20 protein-coding genes are annotated in these 20,113 nt (G+C 71.2%); 11 read left to right on the forward strand and 9 right to left on the reverse strand.

Annotation, left to right across the window (positions count from 1 at the left end; translation table 11 throughout):
* Positions 1–12: 12 nt before the first annotated feature.
* Positions 13–615, reverse strand: a complete 603-nt coding sequence (locus ACFWP2_RS01490) for a DUF3043 domain-containing protein (RefSeq protein ID WP_380447105.1) — start codon at positions 613–615, stop codon at positions 13–15.
* A 300-nt stretch (positions 616–915) separates the two neighbouring features.
* Between ACFWP2_RS01490 and ACFWP2_RS01495 the strand changes: the two genes are divergently transcribed.
* Entirely contained in the window at positions 916–1,719 is an 804-nt protein-coding gene (locus ACFWP2_RS01495) for a PspA/IM30 family protein (protein ID WP_380447107.1), read from the forward strand.
* 37 nt (positions 1,720–1,756) lie between these two features.
* Positions 1,757–2,050, forward strand: a complete 294-nt coding sequence (locus tag ACFWP2_RS01500; RefSeq protein ID WP_380447109.1) for a hypothetical protein — start codon at positions 1,757–1,759, stop codon at positions 2,048–2,050.
* A 96-nt stretch (positions 2,051–2,146) separates the two neighbouring features.
* Here the strand turns inward: ACFWP2_RS01500 and nadA are convergent, their stop codons facing one another.
* Positions 2,147–3,331, reverse strand: a complete 1,185-nt coding sequence (nadA, locus tag ACFWP2_RS01505) for a quinolinate synthase NadA (protein ID WP_380447111.1) — start codon at positions 3,329–3,331, stop codon at positions 2,147–2,149.
* A 218-nt stretch (positions 3,332–3,549) separates the two neighbouring features.
* Between nadA and ACFWP2_RS01510 the strand changes: the two genes are divergently transcribed.
* The 3 genes from ACFWP2_RS01510 (at position 3,550) to ACFWP2_RS01520 (ending at position 6,663) form a co-directional block, all read left to right on the forward strand.
* Positions 3,550–4,473: an NADP-dependent oxidoreductase gene (locus ACFWP2_RS01510; RefSeq protein WP_380447113.1), complete on the forward strand. Its 924-nt coding sequence runs from the start codon at positions 3,550–3,552 to the stop codon at positions 4,471–4,473.
* Positions 4,474–4,629: 156 nt separating this feature from the next.
* Positions 4,630–5,094, forward strand: a complete 465-nt coding sequence (locus ACFWP2_RS01515; protein ID WP_360353796.1) for an Lrp/AsnC family transcriptional regulator — start codon at positions 4,630–4,632, stop codon at positions 5,092–5,094.
* Positions 5,095–5,280: 186 nt separating this feature from the next.
* Positions 5,281–6,663: a pyridoxal phosphate-dependent decarboxylase family protein gene (locus ACFWP2_RS01520; RefSeq protein ID WP_380447115.1), complete on the forward strand. Its 1,383-nt coding sequence runs from the start codon at positions 5,281–5,283 to the stop codon at positions 6,661–6,663.
* A gap of 110 nt (positions 6,664–6,773) precedes the next feature.
* On the opposite strand, the gene ACFWP2_RS01525 is transcribed toward ACFWP2_RS01520, so the two are convergent.
* Positions 6,774–7,661 (reverse strand): GNAT family N-acetyltransferase, encoded by an 888-nt coding sequence (locus tag ACFWP2_RS01525; RefSeq protein WP_380447117.1) that lies wholly within the window; start codon positions 7,659–7,661, stop codon positions 6,774–6,776.
* Between the two features lie 247 nt (positions 7,662–7,908).
* Here ACFWP2_RS01525 and erpA point away from each other — a divergent pair, with 247 nt between their 5' ends.
* Complete coding sequence (gene erpA / locus ACFWP2_RS01530; RefSeq protein WP_316520866.1) at positions 7,909–8,262, forward strand: iron-sulfur cluster insertion protein ErpA; 354 nt, start codon at positions 7,909–7,911, stop codon at positions 8,260–8,262.
* A gap of 69 nt (positions 8,263–8,331) precedes the next feature.
* Here the strand turns inward: erpA and ACFWP2_RS01535 are convergent, their stop codons facing one another.
* Both ACFWP2_RS01535 and ACFWP2_RS01540 read right to left on the reverse strand, forming a co-directional pair.
* Positions 8,332–9,006 carry a hypothetical protein gene (locus ACFWP2_RS01535; RefSeq protein WP_380447119.1) on the reverse strand — a complete coding sequence of 225 codons (675 nt, stop codon included), beginning with the start codon at positions 9,004–9,006 and terminating at the stop codon, positions 8,332–8,334.
* 157 nt (positions 9,007–9,163) lie between these two features.
* Positions 9,164–9,370 (reverse strand): hypothetical protein, encoded by a 207-nt coding sequence (locus ACFWP2_RS01540; RefSeq protein ID WP_380447121.1) that lies wholly within the window; start codon positions 9,368–9,370, stop codon positions 9,164–9,166.
* Positions 9,371–9,644: 274 nt separating this feature from the next.
* On the opposite strand from ACFWP2_RS01540, the gene ACFWP2_RS01545 reads away from it, so the two are divergent.
* The gene (locus tag ACFWP2_RS01545) at positions 9,645–10,622 is read left to right on the forward strand and encodes a carbohydrate kinase family protein (protein ID WP_380447123.1); all 978 of its coding nucleotides are present in this window, start codon (positions 9,645–9,647) and stop codon (positions 10,620–10,622) included.
* Here the strand turns inward: ACFWP2_RS01545 and ACFWP2_RS01550 are convergent.
* Positions 10,615–12,012: a cysteine desulfurase/sulfurtransferase TusA family protein gene (locus ACFWP2_RS01550; RefSeq protein WP_380447125.1), complete on the reverse strand. Its 1,398-nt coding sequence runs from the start codon at positions 12,010–12,012 to the stop codon at positions 10,615–10,617. The genes ACFWP2_RS01545 and ACFWP2_RS01550 overlap by 8 nt on opposite strands.
* A 369-nt stretch (positions 12,013–12,381) precedes the next feature.
* Here ACFWP2_RS01550 and coxB point away from each other — a divergent pair, with 369 nt between their 5' ends.
* The 4 genes from coxB (at position 12,382) to ACFWP2_RS01570 (ending at position 16,889) form a co-directional block, all read left to right on the forward strand.
* Positions 12,382–13,236 carry a cytochrome c oxidase subunit II gene (gene coxB, locus ACFWP2_RS01555; RefSeq protein WP_360353808.1) on the forward strand — a complete coding sequence of 285 codons (855 nt, stop codon included), beginning with the start codon at positions 12,382–12,384 and terminating at the stop codon, positions 13,234–13,236.
* Complete coding sequence (gene ctaD, locus ACFWP2_RS01560) at positions 13,233–15,008, forward strand: cytochrome c oxidase subunit I (RefSeq protein WP_380447128.1); 1,776 nt, start codon at positions 13,233–13,235, stop codon at positions 15,006–15,008. The genes coxB and ctaD overlap by 4 nt, the downstream gene beginning before the upstream one ends.
* A complete protein-coding gene (locus ACFWP2_RS01565; protein WP_380447130.1) occupies positions 15,008–15,424 on the forward strand; it encodes a cytochrome c oxidase subunit 4 in 417 nt (138 codons plus the stop codon). The genes ctaD and ACFWP2_RS01565 overlap by 1 nt, the downstream gene beginning before the upstream one ends.
* 208 nt (positions 15,425–15,632) lie before the next feature.
* Positions 15,633–16,889 carry an Ig-like domain-containing protein gene (locus ACFWP2_RS01570; RefSeq protein WP_380447132.1) on the forward strand — a complete coding sequence of 419 codons (1,257 nt, stop codon included), beginning with the start codon at positions 15,633–15,635 and terminating at the stop codon, positions 16,887–16,889.
* A gap of 19 nt (positions 16,890–16,908) precedes the next feature.
* Here the strand turns inward: ACFWP2_RS01570 and ACFWP2_RS01575 are convergent, their stop codons facing one another.
* From ACFWP2_RS01575 to ACFWP2_RS01585, 3 genes are all read right to left on the reverse strand, one after another.
* Complete coding sequence (locus ACFWP2_RS01575) at positions 16,909–17,280, reverse strand: GntR family transcriptional regulator (RefSeq protein WP_360353813.1); 372 nt, start codon at positions 17,278–17,280, stop codon at positions 16,909–16,911.
* Between the two features lie 124 nt (positions 17,281–17,404).
* On the reverse strand, positions 17,405–19,063 hold the full coding sequence (locus tag ACFWP2_RS01580) for a cytochrome bc complex cytochrome b subunit (RefSeq protein WP_380447134.1): 1,659 nt from the start codon (positions 19,061–19,063) through the stop codon (positions 17,405–17,407).
* Positions 19,060–20,112, reverse strand: coding sequence for a Rieske 2Fe-2S domain-containing protein (locus tag ACFWP2_RS01585; protein WP_380447136.1), 1,053 nt, complete (start codon positions 20,110–20,112; stop codon positions 19,060–19,062). The genes ACFWP2_RS01580 and ACFWP2_RS01585 overlap by 4 nt, the downstream gene beginning before the upstream one ends.
* Position 20,113 lies beyond the last annotated feature (1 nt).

Consider the following 20,113-nt stretch of genomic DNA (forward strand, 5'->3'; position numbering starts at 1 on the left):
CCGGTTCGGCGGTCAGGGCTTCTCTCCGCGCCGCACCTGCGGCTTGGGCAGGCGCAGCCGGCGCATCTGGAGGGTGCGCATGATGCCGTACGCGACGGCGCCGCGGGTGTTCTGCCCGGCGAAGCGCTCGGCCAGCTGCTTGCGCAGGCCGAAGCCGAGGCGGACGAAGTCCAGGATCACGAACACGAAGAACAGCAGGAACAGCAGGGTGGAGAGCATCTGGAGCGTGGGCACCTTGACGATGCTGAGCACCAGGATGACCACGGCGGCCGGCAGGAAGAACTCGGCGAGCGACCAGCGGGAGTCCACGTAGTCGCGGGCGAACTTGCGCACCGGGCCCTTGTCGCGGGCCGGCAGGTGGCGCTCGTCCCCGTTCATCAGGGCCTGGCGCTGCTTCTCGCGCTCGACGCGCATCCGCTCGCGCCCCTGGCGGGCGGCCTCCTTGCGGTCCTTGGGCACGGCGGTCACCCGGTTACGCCGGTTGGCCTCGGCCTCACTGCGCTTGGGGGTGGGGCGGCCCTTCCTGGCCTGCGGGTCGCGGGCCTGGGTCGTCTCGTCCTGCTTCTCCAGCACGGTGGCGGAGGCGGCGGCATCATCTGAACGGCGTCGGAACACACCACCAGCGTACGGGGTGCGACGCGGCTTCCACGGGTGCCCTCGGACCCAAACGCATATCGATACCCCCGAGGCGCCGTCCGACCCGGGTTTCCCGGGGCCTTCCCGTAGGGGATCAGTCGGATGGACGATGAGGGGTATGAGGGGCGGATCCACCCGGGGGAGGAGGAAACGCCATGGTCGCTGTAGCAGTCTTGTTGCAGGCAGGTGCACTGCGGCGACGGGCTCGCTGCACATACACTCGTCGTGTCTGGTAACGAGATAGAGACCGCAGGCCGGAGAAGGGGGCACCCGAGGCCCATGAGCGACGGAATCATGAAGCGTATGGGGCTGATCTTCCGCTCCAAGGCGAACAAGGCCTTGGATCGGGCGGAGGATCCCCGTGAGACGCTCGACTACTCCTACCAGAAGCAGCTCGAACTGCTGCAGAAGGTACGGCGTGGTGTCGCGGACGTCGCGACCTCGCGCAAGCGGCTCGAACTCCAGCTGACGCAGCTGCAGCAGCAGTCGGCCAAGTACGAGGACCAGGGCCGCAAGGCGCTGTCGCTCGGCCGCGAGGACCTCGCCCGCGAGGCGCTGACCCGCAAGGCCAACATGCAGTCGCAGATCACCGACCTGGAGGCGCAGTACCAGCAGCTCCAGGCCGAGGAGGAGAAGCTCACGCTCGCCTCCCAGCGACTTCAGGCCAAGGTGGACGCCTTCCGCACCAAGAAGGAGACCATCAAGGCGACGTACACGGCCGCCCAGGCGCAGACCCGCATCGCCGAGTCCTTCTCCGGGATCTCGGAGGAGATGGGCGACGTCGGCCTGGCGATCCAGCGCGCCGAGGACAAGACCGCCCAGATGCAGGCCCGGGCCGGTGCCATCGACGAGCTGCTCGCCTCCGGCGCGCTCGACGACGCCAGCGGTCTCGGCCGCAAGGACGACATCGAGGCCGAGCTGGAGCGCGTGGCCGGAGGTTCCGACGTCGAGCTGGAGCTGGCCCGGATGAAGGCCGAGCTGTCCGGCCCCTCCTCGGCCGGCCCCGCCGCGATCGAGCAGGGCCAGCAGGACGTCCGGCCGCAGCCGCAGCAGGACACCCCGCGCATCAACTACAACAAGTGATCTGAGCTCGACCCCACGAACCAGGGAGACGCACGGCATGATCATGAGGGTCATGGGTGAGGGGCAGTACGAGGTGGGCGAGGACCACCTGAACCTGCTCAACGAGCTCGACGCCGAGCTCGTCACCGCAGTGGAGTCGGGGGACGAGACGCTCTTCCGCCAGGCCTACGGCAAGCTCATCGACGCGGTGAAGCAGTACGGCACCCCGGTGCCGCTGGATTCGCTGGAGCCGTCCGAGCTGATCCTGCCGAGCGCCGACGCGACGATCGACGAGGTCCGCGAGCTGCTGATGGCCGAGGGCGAGGGTGTGATCCCGGGCTTCCCCGAGTAGCGCCCGCGGCCGCTGCCAGACGAAAGGGCGGGCCCCCTCCGGTGGGAGGGGGCCCGCCCTTCGCTGTTGTCCGCCGTCGTCCGTCCGCGGGACGGGCTACGGCAGGGCCAGCATCCGGTCCAGGGCCGCCTTGGCGAACTTCTCGGTCTCCGGGTCGACGGTGATCACGTTCGGCACCCGGCCCTCGACCAGCGACTCCAGCGCCCAGACCAGGTGCGGCAGGTCGATCCGGTTCATGGTCGAGCAGAAGCAGACCGCGCGGTCCAGGAAGACGATCTCCTTGTCCGGGTGCGCCTTGGCCAGGCGGCGGACCAGGTTCAGCTCGGTGCCGATGGCCCACTTGGAGCCGGGCTCGGCGGCGTCCAGCGCCTTGATGATGTACTCGGTCGAGCCCACCATGTCGGCGGCCGCGACGACCTCGTGCTTGCACTCGGGGTGCACCAGGACGGTCACGCCGGGGATCCGCTCGCGGACGTCGTTCACCGAGTCCAGGCTGAACCGGCCGTGCACCGAGCAGTGGCCGCGCCAGAGGATCATCTTCGCGTCGCGCAGCTGCTCGGCGGTCAGGCCGCCGTTCGGCCGGTGCGGGTTGTAGACCACGCAGTCGTCCAGCGAGAAGCCCATGTCCCGCACCGCGGTGTTGCGGCCGAGGTGCTGGTCGGGCAGGAACAGCACCTTCTGGCCCTGCTCGAAGGCCCACTCCAGGGCGCGCTTGGCGTTGGAGGAGGTGCAGATGAGGCCGCCGTGCCGGCCGGTGAAGGCCTTGATGTCGGCGGAGGAGTTCATGTACGAGACCGGGACGGTCACGTCGGCTATGCCGGCGTCGGTCAGCACGTCCCAGCACTCGGCGACCTGCTCGGCGGTGGCCATGTCGGCCATCGAGCAGCCGGCCGCGAGGTCCGGCAGGACGACCTGCTGACGGTCGCCGGTGAGGATGTCCGCGGACTCGGCCATGAAGTGCACGCCGCAGAAGACGATGTACTCGGCCTCGGGGCGGGCCGCCGCGTCGCGGGCGAGCTTGAAGGAGTCGCCGGTGACGTCGGCGAACTCGATCACCTCGTCGCGCTGGTAGTGGTGGCCGAGGATGAAGACGCGGTCGCCGAGCGCGGCCTTGGCCGCGCGGGCGCGCGCGACGAGGTTCGGGTCGGAGGCCGGGGGGAGGTCACCGGGGCATTCGACGCCGCGCTCGCTGTTCGGGTCGGCCTCGCGGCCGAGCAGCAGCAGAGCGAGCGGCGTCGGGGTGGGGTCGACGCCGTGGGTCTCGGTGATGGTGGTGGTCACGGGCGGGTGCCCTTCTGTGCGGCCGAGCTAGCGGTGGGGCCTTTTCGTCTAACTGACGCTATCTATTCTAACCGGTTAGCGTCAGAGTGACGATGGCCATCCTGTCGATGTGACGAGAACCGCTCGCCGAAACGGAGGCCGGCGGAGCCGGATAGCCGATTCGGGGCAGTCCGGCGTGGCCGAATCGATACTTCGAAGCCCGCGGGTATGGCTGAGCCATGAAAGCAATCGCGATCAACCGCTACGGCGGCCCCGAGGTGGTCGAGTACACCGACCTGCCCGACCCCAAGGTCGGGCCCGACTCCGTCCTGGTCGAGGTCCGGGCGGCCGGGGTGAACCCGGTGGACTGGAAGGTCCGGGACGGCGCCCTGGACGGCGTCCTCGACGCCCACTTCCCGCTGGTCATGGGCTGGGACCTGGCCGGCGTGGTGCGCGCCGTCGGCGGCGGGGTCACCGAGTTCGCCCCGGGCGACGAGGTCTACGGCTACGTCCGCAAGGACGCCGTCGAGCACGGCACCTACGCCGAGCCGGTCTCCGCCCCGGTCCGCACCCTGGCCCGCAAGCCGGCCGCGCTGGACTGGGCGCAGTCCGGCGGCCTGCCGCTGGCCGGGCTCACCGCTCTGCAGGGCCTGCGGGCGCTGCGCCTCGCCGAGGGGGAGACCGTCCTGGTGCACGCCGCCGCGGGCGGGGTCGGCCACCTGGCGGTGCAGCTGGCCCGGGCCTTCGGCGCCCGGGTGATCGGCACCGCGGCCGAGCGCAACCACGACTTCCTGCGCGGCCTCGGCGCCGAGCCGGTGGTGTACGGCGAGGGCCTGGCCGACCGGGTCCGCGCGCTCGCCCCCGACGGGGTGGACGCGGCCCTCGACCTGGTCGGCCACGACGCCGTCCAGGTCTCGGCGGGCCTGGTGGCCGACCCGGGCCGGATCGCCTCGGTCGCCGACTTCGGGGTCAAGGCGATCGGCGGCCGGTACGTCTGGGTCCGCCCGGACGCCGCCGACCTCGCCGAACTGGCCGCGCTCGCCGACGACGGCCGGCTGGCCGTCACCGTCGCCTCCACCTTCCCGCTGGCCCAGGCCGCCTCCGCCCAGGCGCTCAGCGCCGAGGGCCGCACCCGGGGGAAGATCGTGCTGCTCGTCCCGTGACGGCCTTCCGCCCGTCATCCGTCGGCGGTGAACTCGTCCAGGTCATCCGCCAGAATGGTGACGAACCGTTTCGGCAGTGGCAGCGGCGGGGGCAGCCCTCCGCCCCGCCGCCGGAGCGCCCCGCCGCCCCCGTACGACCCGTGGAGCCCCGCACCCATGAGCAGCAGCCGAGCGCACGAGGTGATCGGAGCCGACCTGGACGAGACCGACCGGCTCCTGCTCGCCCGGCTCGGCAGCGACGGCCGCGCCTCGTACGCCGAGATCGGCCTCCAGGTGAACCTCTCCGCCACCGCCGTGCGCCGGCGGATCGACCGGCTGCGGGCGCGCGGCGTGGTGCGGGGCTTCACCGTGGTGCTCGACCCGTCCGTGCTGGGCTGGCAGACCGAGGCCTTCGTCGAGGTCTACTGCCGCGAGCGCACCGCCCCCGAGGAGATCCTCGCCAGCCTGCGGCAGTTCCCCGAGGTGGTCGCCGCCTGGACGGTCACCGGCGACCCGGACGCCCTGGTGCACCTGCGGGCCGCCGACATGCGCCACCTGGAGGCCGTCATCGAGCGCATCCGGCGCGAGCCCGGCGTGCAGCGCAGCCGCTCCTCGGTGGTCCTCTCCCAGCTCATCGGCTGACCCTCCCGGCCCGCACGCAGGAATCCTGCGCGGACCGCCCCGAAGACGCCCGAAACCTGCCTGACCAGCCGCGTTCCGACGCGCGGTGAGGCACTCACGCTGCCTACGCTGATCACGTCCGGTCGTCGCGGTGAAGCCCCCCGCCGGTCGGACGCCCCCCGACCCCCCACGCCGAGAGGGACAGCCGTGTCCGCAGCACCCGACCGCATGCACCGGCCCGACAACGAACTGGTCGACCTGGTTTTCGACTACATGCGGGAGCGGCTGCAGTACGACCCCGTCCCGCTCGACCACCCCGGTGACGGCGAGCACCTGCGCGCCCAGCTCTCCGGCCTGCTGAACCAGGACGGCAACAACCCGGTCGACGTGCTCAAGCTCTACGACCACGAGCTGTCCCGGGCCGTCATCTCCGCCGACAGCCCGCGCTACCTGTCCTTCATCCCGTGCGCCCCGACCAAGGCCGCGCTGCTGTTCGACATGGTCGTCTCCTGCGCCTCCCTGCAGGGCATCTCCTGGCTGGAGGCGGCCGGCGCGATCGCCGCCGAGAACCAGGTGCTGCGCCTGATAGCGGACCGCGCGGGCCTGCCCCAGTCGGCCGGCGGCTGCTTCGTCTCCGGCGGCTCGGCGGGCAACCTCTCCGCCCTGGTGGTCGCCCGCGACACCGCCCGCCGTCGGCTGGCCAGTGAGGGTCGACCCAGTGGTGCGGAGGCCCGGCTGCGGATCGCCGTCGCCGACCAGGTGCACTCCTCGGTCAAGAACACCTTCAACATCATCGGCGTCGAGGCCTTCAAGGTCCCGACCGTCGACCGGCGGTTCACCGGCGAGGCGCTGCGCGCCGCCCTGGCCGCCGACCCCAACCCCGAGACGGTGATCGCCGTCGTCGGCACCGCCGGCACCACCAACGAGGGCATCGTCGACGACCTCAAGGGCCTGGCCGAGGTCGCCCGCGAGCGCGACCTGTGGTTCCACGTGGACGGCGCCTACGGCGGCGCGGGCCTGTTCGCCCCCTCGGTGCGCGAGCGCTACGAGGGCATCGAGCACGCCGACTCCTTCGTGGTCGACCCGCACAAGTGGCTGTTCGCGCCGTTCGACTGCGCCGCGCTGATCTACCGCAATCCGCAGCTCGCCCGCGCCGTGCACACCCAGGACGCCTCCTACCTGGACGTCCTGCACACCGAGGGCGACGAGTGGAACCCCACCGACTACGCCTACCACCTGACCCGGCGCGCCCGCGGCCTGCCGCTCTGGTTCTCGCTGGCCGTGCACGGCGTCCAGGCCTACACCGACGCCATCGAGGCCGGCCTCACCCTGGCCCGGGAGACCGCCCAGCTGATCCGCGAGACCGAGCACCTGGAGCTGCTGTTCGACCCCCAGCTCTCTGCGGTCTGCTTCAAGCGCAAGGGCTGGACCAACGACGACTACTACCGCTGGTCGCAGCAGCTGCTCGCGGACCAGATCGGCTTCGTCACCCCCACCGGCTGGGACGGCGAGACGGTCGCCCGGTTCGCCTTCCTGCACCCGGGCACCACCATGGAGATGGTCAGGGAGATCCTGGACACCATGGTCTGAGGCCCGGACACCATGGCCTGAGGGGTGCGAGCCCCACCCTCGTCACGGCCCCGTCGGCGTTCCGGCGGGGCCGTACGCGTGCCCGCGCGTCCCCGGCCGACGGACCCGCCCTACAGGAACGCCCCGCTCGGCAGGTACGGCGCCGGCGGCCGCATCCCGCGGACCCCGACGAAACCGCCGGCCCGGGGCGTCAGCCCGACCTCCAGCCCGACGTCCAGCGCCCACTCCTGCTCCGCGGTCAGGTGCTCCACCCGCGCCTCGACCCCGTCCGGCACCCGGGCCAGCGCCTCGCGCAGCAGCCGGGCGGCGATCCGCTTGCTGGTGGCCGCGAGCAGCCGCACCGCCCCGCCGTCCCGGTAGCAGTAGCCGCTGCCGGCCAGCGCGTCGGCGATCAGCAGCTCCTCGAAGTGGCCCAGCATGAGCTCGTGGTCCGGCCCGTGCGCCGACCCGCGCAGCCGCCGGTCCACCGAGTCCAGCAGGTGCAGGTGGGTGGCGTTGCCGCGGTGCACCGGGATGTCCCCCGGGTCGAGCAGCCCGTCCCGGTCCACCCGCCCGGTCAGCCGCATCGCCGGGTGCAGGGTGAAGCCGGCCAGCCGGTAGCGGCGGGCCGCCGCCGGGGAGTCCGCGGCGCAGACCATCCCGCGCAGGCAGCCCCGGGAGTGCGCCGCCGCCCGTTCCAGCAGCATCCGCCCGACGCCCTTGCCCTGGGCCGACGGCCGGACGGCGTACAGCGAGGGCGCCCACAGGCCCTCCCGGCGGATCGACAGCACCGCCCCGACCGGCTCGCCGGCGCTCTCGGCCAGCCAGCAGCCGCCGGGGTCGGTGCGCGCCAGGTGTCGGGTCCGGGCCAGCCGCAGGGGCGTCGGCCCCGGCCCCGGCCCCGGCCCCGGCGCCGCTCCGGCCGCTCCGGCCGGGGAGGCGTCCGCGAACGCGGCGTCGGCGAGCTCCTGGACGGCCTCCGCGTCCGCGGCGGTGTCCCTGACCGGGCGAAGGATCATGGGAACCATCCTGACGTCCGGCGGCCCGCCGCGGGGCCGGTTCACCCGGATCGGCACCTCGCGCGGTGACCGGGCCCGCGGCGGTGTGCGAGCATGGGGAACGTAGGGGACGCGGGTGGCACACCCGGCCCACGGATATCGAGCCGCGACACAGGCCGCAGAAAATCCATCGCCGCACGGGAAATGAAACCGGACGGCCGTTGGTTGGCACTGGCGGCAGACCGTCGTCAAGACCGGGAGAAAGCAGATGACCGTCCAGGACGAGACCACCGTCGAGAGTGGCATCCTCCTTACCGATGCCGCCGCGGCCAAGGTCAAGGCCCTGCTGGAGCAGGAAGGCCGCGAGGACCTCGCGCTGCGCGTCGCCGTCCAGCCCGGTGGCTGCTCCGGCCTGCGTTACCAGCTGTTCTTCGACGAGCGCTCGCTCGACGGCGACGTGATCAAGGACTTCAACGGTGTCAAGGTCGTCACCGACCGGATGAGCGCCCCGTACCTGGGCGGCGCCACCGTCGACTTCGTCGACACCATCGAGAAGCAGGGCTTCACCATCGACAACCCGAACGCCACCGGCTCCTGCGCCTGCGGCGACTCGTTCAGCTAAGCCCGCTGCGGAAGGCGGCCCCGGGGATCACCCCGGGGCCGCCTTCTCGTTTCCCGCCCGCCGGGGCGGCTACTGCCCGGCGACGTCCGGGGTGACCGGGTCCGGCCCGATGTGCGGGTCGCCCTCCAGCGGCACCTCCTGGCCGCTGGACTTGTCGACGACGGTCCGCCCGGCCAGCGGCGAACGCAGGTCGGCCGAGACCGACTGCCGCTTGGCCAGCGCGTTGCACACCTGACCGGGCTGGACGGTGGGCTTGCCCGGCACGACCAGCACGTCCACCCGGCCCGGCTGGGACTCGTCCGCCTTCAGCGCGTACGTGGTGCAGACCCCGCCGAAGAAGTAGACGGTCAGCTTGGTGGTGCCGTCCACCCGGTAGGCGACCGGCGGACGGACGGGTGCGTTCGAACCGTTCGGGTTCGGCTCGCCCACGGCGATCCCGTTGCCCGGGGGAGTGGCGGGGGCCGGCTGCCCCGGCGCGGGTGAGGCCGGGGTGGGGGTGAAACCGGTCGGCGGCTGGGCCGGCTGCGCGGCCCCGGAGGAAGCCGCCGAGGACGGGCTCGCGGAGTCCGACGGGGCCTGCGGAGAGCCGCTCGCCGAGGCAGTGGCGGACGAGCCGCCCGCCGCCGCGTCCGAGGCGGGCTTGCCGCCGCTGCCGCAGCCGGCCACGGTCACCACCGCCGCCAGCGCCAGACCCGCCAGGGCCACCGCCCGCCGACCGCGCCGGGGCATCGTCTCCAGATCCATCTGCACATCCTCCCGAGGGCTCAGCGGTGCCGCTTCCTCGCCGCGCCGCGCGGATGTGACGTGCTCCGGTCGGATCCGGTTCCGTACCGGTCCGATCCGGTTCCCGGCGCCGCTCGGATCCGGTGCGCGACCCGTCCGGAACCCGTCCGGCGCGGGCTCAGAAGCCGTACTCGGCCATCCCGGCCACCATCCGCTGCGCCCGGGAGGGGACCCGGAAGCCGGTCGGCGCGGGGGCGGCGGGCTGCGGACCGGCCGCGACCTGCGGCCAGAAGCGGCGTAGCCGCCGGGAGGAGTCCAGCAGGGCGTCGAGCGTCTCGCCGTCCTCGGTCCGCAGGACGGGCAGGGCGCAGGGGTCGGTCATCATCGGGCATCGCTCCGATCCAGGGCCGTGGCCACGTTGCCACGGTCGACGACGAGCCCGTACGAACGGGCCCTCTACGGCCGACCCTAGGCAGGGGTCCGGCCGCCCACCAGTGCTACCGGGAGGTAGTACACGTTCGAGGGCCACGGGTGCCACCATGGCCGTGCGGGCGGCAACTTGCGGCACTCATGCCTGGGCGCTCCCCGGGGCCGGGTACCGTGGGTGGGTTCATCCCCGCCTGCCCGTTGGCCCCGCAGCCATCCTGAGGAGACCTTCCGTGCGTATCGCCGTTGCCGGCTCGATCGCCACCGACCACCTGATGACGTTCCCCGGCCGGTTCGCCGACCAGCTCGTCGCCGAGCAGCTGCACACCGTGTCGCTGTCCTTCCTGGTCGACACCCTGGACATCCGCCGCGGCGGCGTCGCGCCGAACATCGCCTTCGGCATGGGCGTGCTCGGCCTGCGTCCGGTCCTGGTCGGCGCCGCCGGTGCGGACTTCGCCGAGTACCGCAGCTGGCTGGAGCGCAACAACGTGGACTGCGACTCCGTCCACATCTCCGAGACCCGGCACACCGCGCGCTTCATGTGCACCACGGACGAGGACCACAACCAGATCGCCTCGTTCTACACCGGCGCCATGGCCGAGGCCCGCAACATCGAGCTGAAGCCGATCGCCGACCGCGTCGGCGGCCTGGACCTCGTCCTGATCGGCGCCGACGACCCGCAGGGCATGGTCCGCCACACCCAGGAGTGCCGCACCCGCGGCTACGCCTTCGCCGCCGACCCCTCCCAGCAGCTGGCCCGCCTGGAGGGCGACGACATCCGCGAGATCGTGGACGGCGCCGCGTACCTCTTCACCAACGAGTACGAGGCCGCCCTGATCGAGAGCAAGACCGGCTGGGGCGGCGAGGAGCTGCTCACCCGCGTCGGCACCCGGATCACCACCCTGGGCAGCAAGGGCGTCCGGATCGAGCGCAAGGGCGAGGCGCCGATCCTGGTCGGCTGCGCCAAGGAGGAGGCCAAGGTCGACCCGACCGGTGTCGGCGACGCCTTCCGCGCCGGCTTCCTGGCGGGCCTCTCCTGGGACCTCGACCTGGAGCGCTCCGCCCAGATCGGCTGCATGCTCGCCACCCTGGTGATCGAGACCGTCGGCACCCAGGAGTACGAGCTGCGCCCGGCCGCCTTCCTGAAGCGCTTCGAGGAGGCCTACGGCTCCGAGGCGGCCGCCGAGATCAGCGCCCGCCTGGTCAAGTAGTCCGCCGCACGACGAGGTAGGCCGAGCCCCGGTCGCCGCCGTACTCGGCGGCCGGGGCCTCGCCCGCGTACTCCTGCCCGCGCATCTCGCACCAGGCCGGGATGTCCAGCCGGGCCGCCTCGTCGTCGGCCAGCACCGCGACCGTGCCGCCCGGCGGCACCTCGCCGATCCGCTTCGCCAGCTCGATCACCGGCAGCGGGCAGCGCTTGCCCAGCGCGTCGATGACCAGCAGCGACTCCCCGGCCGCCGGCCCCGGCGCCGGAAGGTCCAGCCCGAGCGGCGCCCGGACGCCGGCCACCAGGTCCGGCAGCACCGCGAGGAAGCGCTCCACGTCGGCCTCGGCCGTCCCGTACGGCAGTGAGACCCGTACGTTCCCCTCGGTGAGCACCCCCATCGCCGCCAGCACATGGCTGGGCGTCAGCGTGGAGGAGGTGCAGGAGGAGCCGGAGGAGACCGCGAAGCCCGCCCGGTCCAGCTCGGTCAGCAGCACCTCCCCGTCCACGTACAGGCAGGAGAAGGTGACGATGTGCGGCAGCCGCCGCACCGGGTCGCCGACCACCTCGACCTCGGGCACCAGCCGCGGCACCCGGGCGCGGATCCGCTCCACCAGCGCGTGCAGCCGGGCGTTCTCCCGCTCGGCCTCGGCCCGTACGGCGCGCAGCGAGGCGGCCGCGGCCACGATCGCCGGGACGTTGACGTAGCCGGGCACCCGGCCGGCCTCGCGCTCGTCGGCCGGCAGCGGCGAGGCGTACCGGACGCCCTTGCGCACCGCCAGCACCCCGGCCCCGGGCGGGCCGCCCCACTTGTGGGCGCTCGCGGTCAGCAGCGACCAGCCCGCCGGGACGTCCAGCCGCCCGGCGCTCTGCGCCGCGTCGACCAGCAGCGGGACGCCGGCCCCGGCGCACAGCTCGGCGACCTCGCCGACCGGCTGCACCGTCCCGACCTCGTGGTTGGCGCTCTGCAGCGCGGCCAGTGCGGTGTCCGGGCGCAGCAGCGCGCCGAAGGCCGCCGGATCGACCCGGCCGCCGCGGTCCACCGGCGCCACCGAGACCTCGCCCCCGCCCGCCTCGTGCCGTTCCGCGACGTGCAGCACGCTGGAGTGCTCGACGGCGGAGTGCACGAAGTGGCCGCCGCGCCGCCGGTTCCCGGCCAGCGCGCCCAGCAGGCCGAGCTGGACGGCCTGGGTGCCGCTCGCGGTGAAGGCGATCTCGTCGGCCCGCGCGCCCAGCACCGCGGCCACCGTCTCGCGGGCGGCGTCCAGCAGCATCCGGGCCTGCCGGCCGGAGCGGTAGAGACGGGCCGGATCGGCCCAGCCCTCGTCCAGGGCGGCGGTCAGCGCCTGCCGCGCGACGGGGTGCAGAGGGGCCGTCGAGGCCGCGTCGAAGTACACGGTCACATTTAACGACACACCCGGCCCGCGGTCGGGTCCGCTCGCGCGGCTCACCCGCCGTCAGTCGATCATCCCGAATGTCCGGTTCGTCCGCGTCCGACGGGTCGTCACGGGCGTCGTCCGAGGTCATCCCCCGATCGGGCGTACGGACCTCGAATGCCTACGATGACCTGCGACGCAGCCCCCACCGGGCCTGATCGGGCTAGCAGGCGGCGCGTTACCGGGGGCTGCCCGTCAGGAGCGCATAAGGCTGGAGTAGGGTTTGGCCCGCATAAGCATTCAAACCGTGCCCGTGGACGGGTCGCCGGGGAGGCTCACACTCCTCCCCGGGGCGACGCGAAGGCGGGCGAGACTTCGGGAAGGCGCTACGTGAGTCCCAACGGCTCCGACCGCTCGCCGCGGCGCACGATGCGGCGGAAGCTGCCTCAGGCGCTGGCACTGGGCCTCGTCATCGCGACCGCCACCGGCTGCTCGGCCAACGACCTCCCCAGGCTTGGCCTCCCGAGCCCCGTCACCAAGGAAGGGCCCATGGTCCTCCAGATGTGGCAGGGCTCCTGGATCGCGGCGCTGGTGGTCGGCGTACTGATGTGGGGTCTGATCATCTGGAGCGTGATCTTCCACCGGCGCAAGCGCACCGGTGTGGAGGTCCCTCCGCAGACCCGGTACAACGTGCCCATCGAGGCGCTCTACACCGCGGTCCCCATCATCATCGTCTCGGTCCTCTTCTACTTCGTCGCCCGCGACGAGTCGAAGCTGACCGCCACCTCCGAGAAGCCGCAGCACTACGTCAACGTGGTGGGCTTCCAGTGGAGCTGGGCGTTCAACTACGAGAACACCGAGACCCCCGACCCGGCCAACAGGGACGCCGCGTACGAGGTCGGTACGCCCAAGGACGCTCCGACGCTCTGGCTGCCGGTCAACGAGACGGTGCAGTTCCGTCTCACCTCGCGTGACGTCATCCACGACTTCTGGCCCGTCAACTTCATGATGAAGATGGACGTCGTGCCGGGCGTGGTGAACAAGTTCGAGGTCACGCCGACCGTCAAGGGCGAGTACATGGGCAAGTGCGCCGAGCTCTGCGGCGTCGACCACTCGCGCATGCTGTTCAACGTCAAGGTCGTCGACCGCGCCGACTACGACAAGCACCTGGCCGAGCTTCGCGCCAAGGGCCAGAACGGTGCGGTGCCCTCCGGCCTGATCACCATGGGAAGTGAAGAGAAGTGACAATCCTCAACGAGCCCGCCGCGGCCGGCGGGGGCGCCGAGGCCGTCACGGTCGGGGCGCAGCGGACCCGGAAGCCGGGTTCGACCATCATCAAGTGGATGACCACCACTGACCACAAGACGATCGGCACGCTGTACCTGGCCACGTCGTTCGCCTTCTTCCTGATCGGTGGCATCCTCGCCCTGGTCATGCGCGCCGAGCTGGCTCGTCCCGGGACCCAGATCCTGTCGAACGAGCAGTTCAACCAGGCGTTCACGATGCACGGCACGATCATGCTGCTGATGTTCGCGACGCCGCTCTTCGCCGGCTTCGCGAACTGGATCATGCCGCTCCAGATCGGCGCCCCGGACGTGGCGTTCCCGCGTCTGAACATGTTCGCGTACTGGCTGTACCTCTTCGGCTCGACCATCGCGGTGGCGGGCTTCGTGACCCCGAACGGCGCCGCCGACTTCGGTTGGTTCGCCTACTCCCCGCTGTCCGACGCGGTGCACTCGCCCGGTATCGGCGGCGACATGTGGATCATGGGTCTGGCCTTCTCCGGCTTCGGCACGATCCTCGGTGCGGTCAACTTCATCACCACGATCATCTGCATGCGCGCTCCGGGCATGACGATGTTCCGGATGTCGATCTTCGTCTGGAACGTCCTGCTGACCTCGGTCCTGGTCCTGCTGGCCTTCCCGGTCCTGGCCGCCGCGCTGTTCGCCCTGGAGGCGGACCGCAAGTTCGGTGCCCACGTCTTCGACCCGGCCAACGGCGGGGCCCTGCTGTGGCAGCACCTGTTCTGGTTCTTCGGCCACCCCGAGGTGTACATCATCGCGCTGCCGTTCTTCGGCATCGTGTCGGAGATCATCCCGGTCTTCAGCCGCAAGCCGATGTTCGGTTACTCCGGTCTGGTCGCGGCCACCATCGCGATCGCCGGTCTGTCCGTGACGGTGTGGGCGCACCACATGTACGTCACCGGACAGGTACTGCTGCCGTTCTTCTCGTTCATGACCTTCCTGATCGCGGTCCCGACCGGTGTGAAGTTCTTCAACTGGGTCGGCACCATGTGGAAGGGCTCGCTGAGCTTCGAGACCCCGATGCTCTGGACGGTCGGCTTCCTGGTCACCTTCCTCTTCGGTGGTCTGACCGGTGTTCTGCTGGCCTCCCCGCCGATCGACTTCCACGTCTCGGACTCGTACTTCGTCGTCGCCCACTTCCACTACGTGGTCTTCGGCACCGTCGTCTTCGCGATGTTCGCCGGCTTCCACTTCTGGTGGCCGAAGATGACCGGCAAGATGCTGGACGAGCGCCTCGGCAAGATCACCTTCTGGACGCTGTTCTTCGGCTTCCACACCACCTTCCTGGTGCAGCACTGGCTCGGCGCGGAGGGCATGCCCCGCCGCTACGCCGACTACCTGGCGTCGGACGGCTTCACCACCCTGAACACCGTCTCGACCATCGGCTCCTTCGTGCTCGGCCTGTCGATCCTGCCGTTCCTCTACAACGTCTGGAAGACCGCCAAGTACGGCGAGAAGGTCACCGTGGACGACCCGTGGGGCTTCGGCCGCTCGCTGGAGTGGGCGACCTCCTGCCCGCCGCCGCGGCACAACTTCCTCACCCTCCCGCGGATCCGCTCCGAATCCCCGGCCTTCGACCTCCACCACCCGGAGATCGCCGCGCTGGACTACCTGGAGAACCACGGCGAGCCGGCCAAGCACCTCGCCGGTGTGACCCCCGCGAAGTACGACGCCCCGAAGCTGGGCAAGGGCAACAAGGAGGGTGACGCCTGATGAAGGAACAGGGAAAGATCTTCCTGGGCCTGTCGGTCTTCGTTCTGGCCATGGCGATCACCTACGGCCTGTGGACGAACAGCTCCGACGTCGGCATCGAGGCCGCCGGTACCACCGCGCTGTTCCTGGCCTTCGGCCTCTGCGCGTTCATCGGGTACTACCTCGCCTTCACCGCCCGCCGGGTGGACAGCGGCGCGGGTGACAACCCCGAGGCCGAGGTCGCGGACGACTCCGGCGAGCTGGGCTTCTTCGCCCCGCACAGCTGGCAGCCGCTCTCGCTGGCGCTCGGTGGCGCGCTCGCCTTCCTGGGCGTGATCTTCGGCTGGTGGCTGATGTTCTGGGCCGCCCCGATCATCATGATCGGCATCTTCGGATGGGTCTTCGAGTTCTACCGGGGCGAGAACCAGAACCAGTAGGGTTCCCGCTCTCCGGCACCAGGGCCGGTCCTCCCGCAGGGGAGGGCCGGCCCTGCTGCGTTCCCCGGCCCTGCCGCGGGCCCGGTCCCGCTGCGTCCGCTGGATGACGGGCCTCACTCCGGTGGGTGAACCGGAAGTCCCTCGGATGTCGCTTCCCCAGTGGGCGTTCCTACGATCTGATCAATCGTGCGAACCCTCGGAGGCGGTCATGGCCGACAGGCGCGGAATCGCAGCTCTCGGCGGCATCTCGCTGGCCCTCGCCGTGCTGGCCCCGCTGGCCGCCTGCACGGCCGGGGACGACGGGCCCGCCGGACCGCACCGGGTCGACGCGGCCCCGCTGGTCCACCTCTCGGCGGGCGACAAGGCCGACCCCTCCCAGCCGGTCACCGTGAGCGCCGTCGAGGGCAGCACGCTCACCGACGTCACCGTGGTCGGCCCGGACGGCCGGGTGGTCGCCGGGACGCTCGCCGAGGACCAGCGCAGCTGGCAGACCACCGGCCGGCTGAAGGCCGGGACGGCGTACACGGTGCGGATCTCCGCCGACGACGGCAACGGCGGCCGCGGCGACACCACCGCGGGCTTCAGCACCGTCGCCGCCCAGCGCCTGCTCACCGCCAAGCTCGGCCCGGACTCCTCCGGCACCGGCGTCTACGGGGTGGGCCAGCCGCTCACCGTCCAGCTCTCCGAGGCGGTGAAGGACCCGCAGGCGCGCCAGGAGGTCGAGCACGCCCTGACCGTCGGCTCCCAGCCCACCGTCACCGGCGCCTGGTACTGGGTGGACGACAAGAACCTGCACTTCCGTCCGGAGGAGTACTGGCCGGTCGGTACGACCGTCTCGCTGGCCTTCGACGGCACCGGCAGCCGGATCGCGGACGGCCTCTACGGCGGCGACCGCAGCTCGCTGAAGCTGCGGATCGGCGAGCGGGTGGAGACGGTGATCGACGCGGCCGCCCACGAGCTCACCATCAAGCGCGACGGCGAGGTGCTGCGGACCATCCCGGTCACCACCGGCAAGCCCGGCTTCGACACCCGCAACGGCGTCAAGGTGGTGCTCGGCCAGGAGCGGTCGGTCCGGATGAACGGCGAGACCATCGGCATAGCCGCGGGCAGCACGGAGTCGTACGACCTCGACGTGAAGTGGGCCACCCGGGTGACCTGGAGCGGCGAGTACGTCCACGCGGCGCCCTGGTCGGTCGGCTCGCAGGGCATCGAGAACGTCAGCCACGGCTGTACCGGCATGAGCACCGGCAACGCCGAGTGGTTCTACGCGCACACCCGGGTGGGGGACCTGGTGACGGTGGTCAACAGCCGGGGCGGCGAGATGGAGCCCTTCGGCAACGGCTTCGGGGACTGGAACGTCGCCTGGACGGACTGGGTCAAGCACAGCGCCTCCGGACAGGCCCTCAGCACCACCGCACCGGCCTCCCAGGCCCCCGCCGCGGGGATGATCCGCCCCGACCTCTGACCGGCCCCTCCCGGGCCCGTCAGCCCTCCGGGTAGGCCAGCCGCAGGGCGGTGTCCACGGCGGCCAGGGCGTCCGCCCGGGAGACGCCCAGACGGCTCGCCCGGGCGGCGTACTCGGCGGCGGCCTCGGCGGTCAGCCGGTGGGCGGCGTCCCCGGTGGCGGCGATCAGCGTGCCGCGCCGGCCGTGGGTCTCCACCACGCCGTCCGCCTCCAGCTCGCGGTAGGCCCGGGCGACGGTGCCCGCGGCCAGCCCCAGCTCCTCGGCCAGGGCCCGGACGGTGGGCAGCCGCAGCCCGGTCGGCAGCTCGCCGGAGCGGGCCCGCTCGGCGATCTGGGCGCGGATCTGCTCGTACGGGGGAGTGGCCGAGGCGGGGTCGACGGAGAGCTGCACGAGGGGCTCCTGATGAGGCGGTGGCGGGCGGCTGCACGGGCTGGCAGATCCGGGAACGGCCGAGGGCCGCCGACCAGAAGAACTGGTCAGCGGCCCTCGGGGTGACGCGGTGGGGCTTACGGGATCAGTGGTGGCCGTGGCCGCTGGTGATCTCGTGGTGCTCCTCGGCGGTCGGCTTGGGGATCTGGCCGCCCTCGCCGTAGAAGCCGCGGGAGAGCTTGGCCCGGGTGCGGGTGAGGACGCCGGCCTTGCGGGCCACGCCGTTCTCGTCCGTCTGGGCCGGCAGCTCGACCGGCTGGTTCTGCTCGTGCGCGGTGAGCTTGTACAGGTCCTTCTGCGGCAGCTGGGCGTGCACCTCGATGAACTCGCCGTGCGGCAGGCGCTTGATGACGCCCGTCTCGCGGCCGTGCAGCACCTTCTCCTTGTCACGGCGCTGGAGGCCGAGGCACCAGCGCTTGGTGACGATGAAGGTGATGACCGGGACGACGAAGAAGCCGACGCGGACGAAGTAGGTGATCGAGTTGATCGACAGGTGCAGGTGGGTGGCGAACAGGTCGTTGCCACCACCCATCAGCAGGACCAGGTAGAGGCTGATCCAGGCGGCACCCAGGGCGGTGCGGACCGGGGCGTTGCGCGGGCGGTCCAGGATGTGGTGCTCGCGCTTGTCGCCGGTGATCCAGCCCTCGATGAACGGGTAGACCGCGATCGCGACCAGGACCAGCGGGAAGATCATCAGCGGGACGAAGACACCCAGGTTCAGGGTGTGGCCCCACAGGTCGATCTCCCAGCCCGGCATGACACGGATCAGACCCTCGGAGAAGCCCATGTACCAGTCGGGCTGGGCGTCCGTGGAGACCTGGTCCGGACGGTACGGGCCGTACGCCCAGATCGGGTTGATCGTGGCGATCGCCGAGATGACGGCGATGAGGCCGAACACCAGGAAGAAGAAGCCACCGGCCTTGGCCATGTAGACCGGCATCAGCGGCATACCGACGACGTTCTTCTCGGTCTTGCCCGGGCCCGCCCACTGGGTGTGCTTGTGGTAGAAGACCAGGATCAGGTGCGCCACCAGCAGGCCGAGCATGATGCCCGGGATCAGCAGCACGTGGATGGTGAAGAACCGCGGCACGATGTCGTGGCCGGGGAACTCGCCCCCGAACAGGAACATCTGGACGTAGGTGCCCACCAGCGGGACGGCGAGGATCGCGCCTTCCATGAAGCGGATACCGGTGCCCGACAGCAGGTCGTCCGGCAGGGAGTAGCCGAAGAAGCCGTCGAACATGCCCAGGACCAGCAGCAGGAAGCCGAAGACCCAGTTGATCTCACGCGGCTTGCGGAACGCGCCGGTGAAGAACACGCGCATCATGTGCACGAGCATCGCGGCCACGAAGACCAGGGCGGCCCAGTGGTGGATCTGGCGGATCAGCAGACCGCCGCGGACCTCGAAGCTGATGTCCACCGTCGAGGCGTAGGCCTCGGACATCGGGATGCCCTTGAGCGGCACGTACGAGCCGTCGTAGACGACCTCGGCCATCGAGGGCTTGAAGAACAGCGTCAGGTAGACGCCGGTCAGGATGATGATGACGAACGTGTAGAGGCAGATCTCGCCCAGCATGAAGGACCAGTGGTCCGGGAAGATCTTCCGCAGGTTGGCCTTGGCCAGGGAGTAGATCCCCAGCCGGCCGTCAGTCCAGTCAGCCGCGGCCTCCCACTTGTTGGCGGGCTTGGCGCGCGTGCTGGAGGGCTTGGCGGCACCGGTCGTGGTGCTGCTCGCGCTACTCATCGAGCACGCTCCCAGTAGCTCGGGCCGACGGGCTCATCGAAGTCGCCGGTGGCGACCAGGACGCCCTTCTCGTCAGTGGTGATCTTCAGCTGCGGCAGCGGGTGACCGGCCGGGCCGAAGATGACGCGGGCGCCGTCCGCCAGGTCGAAGGTCGACTGGTGGCAGGGGCAGAGCGCGTGGTGGGTCTGCTGCTCGTACAGGCTGATCGGGCAGCCGACGTGGGTGCAGATCTTGGAGTAGGCGAGGATGCCCTCGAAGCCCAGCTCCTTGGACTTCTCGTCCTTGATGTCGTCGGGCGCGATGCGGACCAGCATCAGGGCGTCCTTGGCGATCCGCTGCTGGAAGTCCTCGCTGTGCGTGGACAGGCCCTCCGGCATGGCGAAGGTCAGCGAGCCGACGGTGATGTCCTCGGGCTTCATCGGCTGCATGGTGTTCATGTTGATGAGCGGCAGCGGCTTGGCCTCGGTCGCCTCCTTCCAGCCGGTCTCCTTGAGCTTCTTCTCGGGAAGCGGGCCGAGGTCACGGAGCAGGACCACGCCGGAGAGCGGGACCAGCGCCATGGAGCCGATCAGGGTGTTGCGGATCATCTTGCGGCGGCCGAAGCCGGACTCGGCGGCGCCGGTCTTGAACTGCTCGATGACGTCGGCGCGGACATCGTCCGACGCCTCGATCGGGTGACGCTCGGCCGGCAGCTCGACGTCCGACATCAGGGTGCGGGCCCAGTGGACCGCGCCCGCGCCGATCATGAACAGCGCGACGCCCAGGGTCAGGCCGAGCGCGAAGTTCAGCGCGCTGACGTGACCGAGCGGGAAGATGTAGACGATCTTGTCCGGGTCGATGGCCACGTACGAGGCGATGAAGCCCACGGTGGCGAGCATCGAGATCACGAACATCAGCGAGACCTGGCGCTCGGCCCGCTTGGCGGCCCGCTCGTCGATGTCGGTGCGCCGGGGCTCGTGGGCCGGCAGGCCCGGGTCGGCGAACGGGCTGCCGTGGTCGGCCACCTCGCCGGCGGAGCCGTGCGGCTCCGGGAGCTTCTCTTCTGACATG

This window comes from Kitasatospora sp. NPDC058444 (assembly GCF_042721415.1).
Lineage (GTDB): Bacteria > Actinomycetota > Actinomycetes > Streptomycetales > Streptomycetaceae > Kitasatospora.

What these genes read in the sequence shown, in the direction of transcription:
- ACFWP2_RS01515 (WP_360353796.1), top strand. Translation starts at nt 4,630, where the DNA reads ATGAGCAGCAGCCGAGCGCACGAGGTGATCGGAGCCGACCTGGACGAG.
- ACFWP2_RS01540 (WP_380447121.1), bottom strand. Translation starts at nt 9,370, where the DNA reads ATGATGACCGACCCCTGCGCCCTGCCCGTCCTGCGGACCGAGGACGGC.
- ACFWP2_RS01580 (WP_380447134.1), bottom strand. Translation starts at nt 19,063, where the DNA reads ATGAGTAGCGCGAGCAGCACCACGACCGGTGCCGCCAAGCCCTCCAGC.
- ACFWP2_RS01535 (WP_380447119.1), bottom strand. Translation starts at nt 9,006, where the DNA reads ATGGATCTGGAGACGATGCCCCGGCGCGGTCGGCGGGCGGTGGCCCTG.
- ACFWP2_RS01525 (WP_380447117.1), bottom strand. Translation starts at nt 7,661, where the DNA reads ATGATCCTTCGCCCGGTCAGGGACACCGCCGCGGACGCGGAGGCCGTC.
- erpA (WP_316520866.1), top strand. Translation starts at nt 7,909, where the DNA reads ATGACCGTCCAGGACGAGACCACCGTCGAGAGTGGCATCCTCCTTACC.
- ACFWP2_RS01495 (WP_380447107.1), top strand. Translation starts at nt 916, where the DNA reads ATGAGCGACGGAATCATGAAGCGTATGGGGCTGATCTTCCGCTCCAAG.
- ACFWP2_RS01565 (WP_380447130.1), top strand. Translation starts at nt 15,008, where the DNA reads ATGAAGGAACAGGGAAAGATCTTCCTGGGCCTGTCGGTCTTCGTTCTG.
- ACFWP2_RS01500 (WP_380447109.1), top strand. Translation starts at nt 1,757, where the DNA reads ATGATCATGAGGGTCATGGGTGAGGGGCAGTACGAGGTGGGCGAGGAC.
- ACFWP2_RS01570 (WP_380447132.1), top strand. Translation starts at nt 15,633, where the DNA reads ATGGCCGACAGGCGCGGAATCGCAGCTCTCGGCGGCATCTCGCTGGCC.
- ACFWP2_RS01585 (WP_380447136.1), bottom strand. Translation starts at nt 20,112, where the DNA reads ATGTCAGAAGAGAAGCTCCCGGAGCCGCACGGCTCCGCCGGCGAGGTG.
- ACFWP2_RS01510 (WP_380447113.1), top strand. Translation starts at nt 3,550, where the DNA reads ATGAAAGCAATCGCGATCAACCGCTACGGCGGCCCCGAGGTGGTCGAG.